Source organism: Streptomyces sp., assembly GCF_036566765.1.
In the GTDB taxonomy this organism is placed as follows: Bacteria; Actinomycetota; Actinomycetes; order Streptomycetales; family Streptomycetaceae; genus Streptomyces.
This window is the reverse complement of record NZ_DATCVQ010000576.1, coordinates 1-4092: the sequence shown is the minus strand read 5'-3', so window position 1 is coordinate 4092 and position 4092 is coordinate 1. Positions and strand designations below refer to the sequence as shown.

At 68.6% G+C, this 4092-nt stretch carries 4 protein-coding genes; 2 read left to right on the top strand and 2 right to left on the bottom strand.

Annotation, left to right across the window (positions count from 1 at the left end):
• On the bottom strand, positions 1–1257 hold a 1257-nt coding region (locus VIU94_RS33440), incomplete at its 3' end, for a ferredoxin reductase family protein (RefSeq protein WP_331917332.1).
• 318 nt (positions 1258–1575) lie between these two features.
• Here VIU94_RS33440 and VIU94_RS33435 point away from each other — a divergent pair.
• Positions 1576–2034 (top strand): hypothetical protein, encoded by a 459-nt coding sequence (locus VIU94_RS33435; RefSeq protein WP_331917330.1) that lies wholly within the window; start codon positions 1576–1578, stop codon positions 2032–2034.
• A 156-nt stretch (positions 2035–2190) separates the two neighbouring features.
• On the opposite strand, the gene VIU94_RS33430 is transcribed toward VIU94_RS33435, so the two are convergent.
• The gene (locus VIU94_RS33430; protein ID WP_331917328.1) at positions 2191–2547 is read right to left on the bottom strand and encodes a hypothetical protein; all 357 of its coding nucleotides are present in this window, start codon (positions 2545–2547) and stop codon (positions 2191–2193) included.
• Between the two features lie 842 nt (positions 2548–3389).
• Here VIU94_RS33430 and VIU94_RS33425 point away from each other — a divergent pair.
• On the top strand, positions 3390–4092 hold a 703-nt coding region (locus VIU94_RS33425; RefSeq protein ID WP_331917326.1), incomplete at its 3' end, for an amino acid permease.

Below are 4092 nucleotides of genomic sequence, written 5' to 3'. Positions count from 1 at the left end.
TATGTCGGGGAGGATCCGGCGGAGCATCGTCGCGCTGATCGCCGGCCGTTTTCCGTCTGGTCCGTTGACCGCGTACAGCAGCTGCGCCCCGCGCTCGTCGGCGATCGCCTCCAGTTCCTCGCGCAGCGCCAGGTCCTCGGCTGTCCGGGCCCGGTACAGCAGCGTCAGGTCACGGCCCGCGCCCGGCAGGGTCTCGAACAGGGCCCGCAGCGGAGTGATGCCCGCTCCTCCCGCGATCAGCAGTACCTTGCCCCGGCTGCGGCGGGCCGCGGTCATCGAGCCGTACGGGCCCTCCGCCCACACCCGGGTCCCCGGCCTCAGCCCGACGAGCGCCGAACTGTGCCCGCCGACCGCCTTGACCGTGATCCGCAGCAGGTCGGGCCTCGGCGGCGCGGAGAGCGAGTACGGGTTCGCCGTCCACCGCAGCCCCTTGGCGAGGAAGCGCCAGCGGAAGAACTGGCCGGCCTCCGCGCCCAGCCGGTGCAGCCGCCGTCCGCGGATGTACACGGACACGACGCCCGGCGCCTCGGGAACGACCTCCTCGACCCGCATGCGGTGGACGAGGTTGAGGCGGATCGGCGTCAGCACGCGACACCACAGAAGCAGCGCGGCGACCGTCCCGTACAGCGCGTACCAGGCCGCGCGGGCGACGGAGTCGGCGTTGAACTCGGCGCCGGTAGCCAACTGGTGCCAGAACGCCAGGAACACCGCGAGATAGGCCAACAGGTGCAGGTAGTACCAGACCTCGTAGCGCATCCTGCGCCGTACCGCCCCCGCGGACACCAGCCCGACCAGGATCAGCAGCGCGGTCCCGACCGCCGCCTTGCCCATCTCGGCGTACTCGGTCACCAGGGACACTGTCTGCGGCACGACACCGATCCGCCCCTGGAGCGCGTACCCGTACACCGTCAGGACCACATGCGCGAACGTGAGGGAGAGCGCGTACCGACCGCTCGTCGCATGCCAGCGCGACACTCGGTCCGAACCCACCCGCCGCTCCAGGGCCGGGACGCGCGCCACCTGCACCATGACCAGCGCGATCACGTACCCGGCCAGCAGACCGGTGATGCGGCCCGCGTGGATGAGCCGGTCCCCTTGCTCGGGCAGCACCGCGTGCGTGTTCCGCCACCACAGCCACACCACCGCGCAGGCCCCGCCCCAGGCGAGCGCGAGCAGCGGTACCGCGGGCGAGCGACGACGACGAACACGGCGCTGCGCCTGCCGTCTGCCCGCTCGCCCGTAACGGATCGTGGCCACGAACGAAAACCTCCGGTTGCCGGGTGCCGGGCACCCTACCGGGCTCTGCCGTGCCCACGCTCAGGCGGCCGGCGTCCACGCCGCATTACCAGGCTCTACCCCTCTGCGCCGAAGGGCGCGCCTCCCGGCGGGTGCTGTCGCGCAGCTGTGATCCCGCCGGTAGGAACACACGGTGGTCCATCTGGCGGAGCTGTCCCCCATCTTTCGTGGTGGCGGTGACTGGAGTGAATCCCGCCTGGGTACCTCCAGGCGAAGCACACGGCGCCTGCGGAGGCGTCCCGCAGGCTTCGGACTGATACCGCAGCAAGGAGCAGCAGCATGAAGACCATGAAGGTGTACGCCAACCAGGGCTGGCAGGCCACCGGCGTCTACGGGGAAGACGACATCAACAGGGGCGTGCTCATCCAGGCAGACGGGGAATGGTCCTACAAGGCCGGCAAAACCTGCGGACCCGACGGCGCATCCTGGAGCGAGCCCGGCGTGAGCGCGTCCGGCGACACGTCCTTCGTCTACCCCGCAGACGGATCGACGGCAGGCCAGCTCCTCGGGCGTTGGGGCGAAGACGACGCGCGCATCATTCCTGTCGGCAAGCGCCGTTCCGAAGGCGGCTACCCCGGCTCCAGCAACCGACAGCTGTACCTGCGCATGAACGACCGCAAGGAGTACTACGAAGACAACTCCGGCCACCTCGAAGTCGTCATCGACACCTACGACCGCAGCCCCGACTCCCGCAACTACCGCTGGAACCGCCTCGGCCAGTACTGGGAACAGGTGTAGTGACAGCGCGACAGTGCAGGGCAGTCACCCGCAAACGCTGAACCCTGTGCTGCAAAGGCGCGATGAACGCTACGAGCTCGCCGCCTTCGTCGGCCGCCTCACCGCAGCCCAACTCTCTGGCCGCCACACTGGGCCCAGTTACATCTCTCTGGCTGGTCAGGCCCCACCGGTCGCCCCAAGGCGGCCGGGCGCTGCGGTGACGCGGCGGCCGGGCGCGTTCGTGGTTCTGAGGCCACCTGGCCGGGGGCCAAGCCCTCTGCTGCAAACCGCAGGTCGAGCCCCCGCGAGCGCCTCGCCGGCACCGACCCGTATGCCGAAGGCGCGGAGCGGTCCGGCGGCGACCCACTGTTCCCGGCAGTGCCGGAAGTACGCCTCAACGCCCTCGCGCGTGCCGGGGCCGCCGTTGAGCCAGCGAACCAGCTGCTCGTCCTCCCCCTTGAGATGCACCTCCACGTCGTCAAGGCGCAGCGGCGACAGCGTGATGATCCCGTCGGACAGCTTCACTTCATGCATCTGCTGATTCTCGGCGTCGAAGCCGCATCGCGTGCCACAACGTGCCAGTAGAGGCGGTAAACAGCGGACAACAAGGGGGCGAGGCAACGACGAGACAGCCGCCGTGAATCGACGTTTACGCAGGTCAGACAGCATATGGAGGCGCAAGTGCCGGGTGATTCCCAAGCTTATAGCGCGGGTTCGATTCCCATCATCCGCTCTTCTACGAAGCCCCAGGTCAGCGACCTGGGGCTTCGTCGTTGTCTAGATCTCTCGGGGGCTGTCGTGCCCTCCGCGTGCCCCATCGGCATCCGAATGCCGGGTGAGGAGGGCATGCCACTCGGGCCAGTCAGATGGCGGGAAGGGCCGGGGCTCATACACGCTCCGCCTCTTCCCGCTCATGATCAACGTCTCGCCATCCAGAGGATCACGAGTTCCACACCGTACGTAGCTGCTGCGCCTGTGGCGCCACGAACAAGGCCGTGGACCGCAGAGCGTGCCAGTGGACGGGATACGAGGCGGACGGCCGGCTTCGTAAAGGAGACACGGAACGTCCCCAGCCAGGGCCTCCATCGGGGGTACCGGGTCGACGGCAGGCCGGACTTGATCAGGCCTCGGCCACCGCACCCTCGACGACGCCCGCAACCCAGCCCGCACCCTGACCTGACGCATCGCGTCCGTGGGGTGCTGAACAGCCCTCCCGGAGGATCCGCCACCATGCAGGTCGCCGACTTCGGACCGGATCCGTCCCTGGGGCAGTAGCGGTTGTCACGCCGCACAGCTCAGGCCGGCAGTGCGGGCGGCCGTGCCACAACGTGCGGTGTAGGCCGCGGGGTGCCGAGGCGGGGTATTCCCAGGCGCATGTGAGCGCGATGGACTTTCCCGAAGAGGCCCCACGCGAAGCAAAGGCGGCGGCACCAGCGGCGAGAGCGGGCATGCCTTTGCTGAGCTGGGTGACTCTGGCGATGATGACGACCGCTTCGGTGGCCAGCCTGCGTGCCGCGCCGACGATGGCGGTGTACGGACTCGCCTGCGTGTTTCTGTATCTCGTCCCGGCCATCTGCTTCCTGCTGCCCACCTCACTGGTGTCGGCGGAGCTGGCGTCCGGCTGGTCCGGCGGTGTCTATCGCTGGGTCAGCGAGGGCCTGAGCAAGCCGCTCGGCTTCCTTGCCGTCTGGTGCCAGTTCGCGATGACGATCTTCTACTATCCAAGCCTGCTTGCCTTCGTCGCGAGCACGCTCGCCTACGTCATCAACCCGGCGCTGGCTTCCAACGGCGCCTACACGGCCATCGTCATCATGGTTCTGTACTGGACAGGCGTCTGGATCTCCTCCCGTGGCACCAAGGCGCTCTCCGGCCTCGCATCCTGGGGCCTGATCATCGGCACCCTCGTTCCAGGCACCCTTCTGGTGGTCCTCGGCATGGTCTTCCTCGGTCAGGGCAACCCCTCCGCGGCGCCCATGGCCGCGAGCCACATCCTCCCGCCGTGGACGGGCATCGCCAGCCTGGTGCTGATCGTCAACAACTTCCTCAGCTACTCGGGCATGGAGATGAACGCCGTCCATG

Coding starts and splice junctions, on each gene's coding strand:
- VIU94_RS33435 (WP_331917330.1), top strand. CDS start 1,576: ATGAAGACCATGAAGGTGTACGCCAACCAGGGCTGGCAGGCCACCGGC.
- VIU94_RS33430 (WP_331917328.1), bottom strand. CDS start 2,547: ATGCATGAAGTGAAGCTGTCCGACGGGATCATCACGCTGTCGCCGCTG.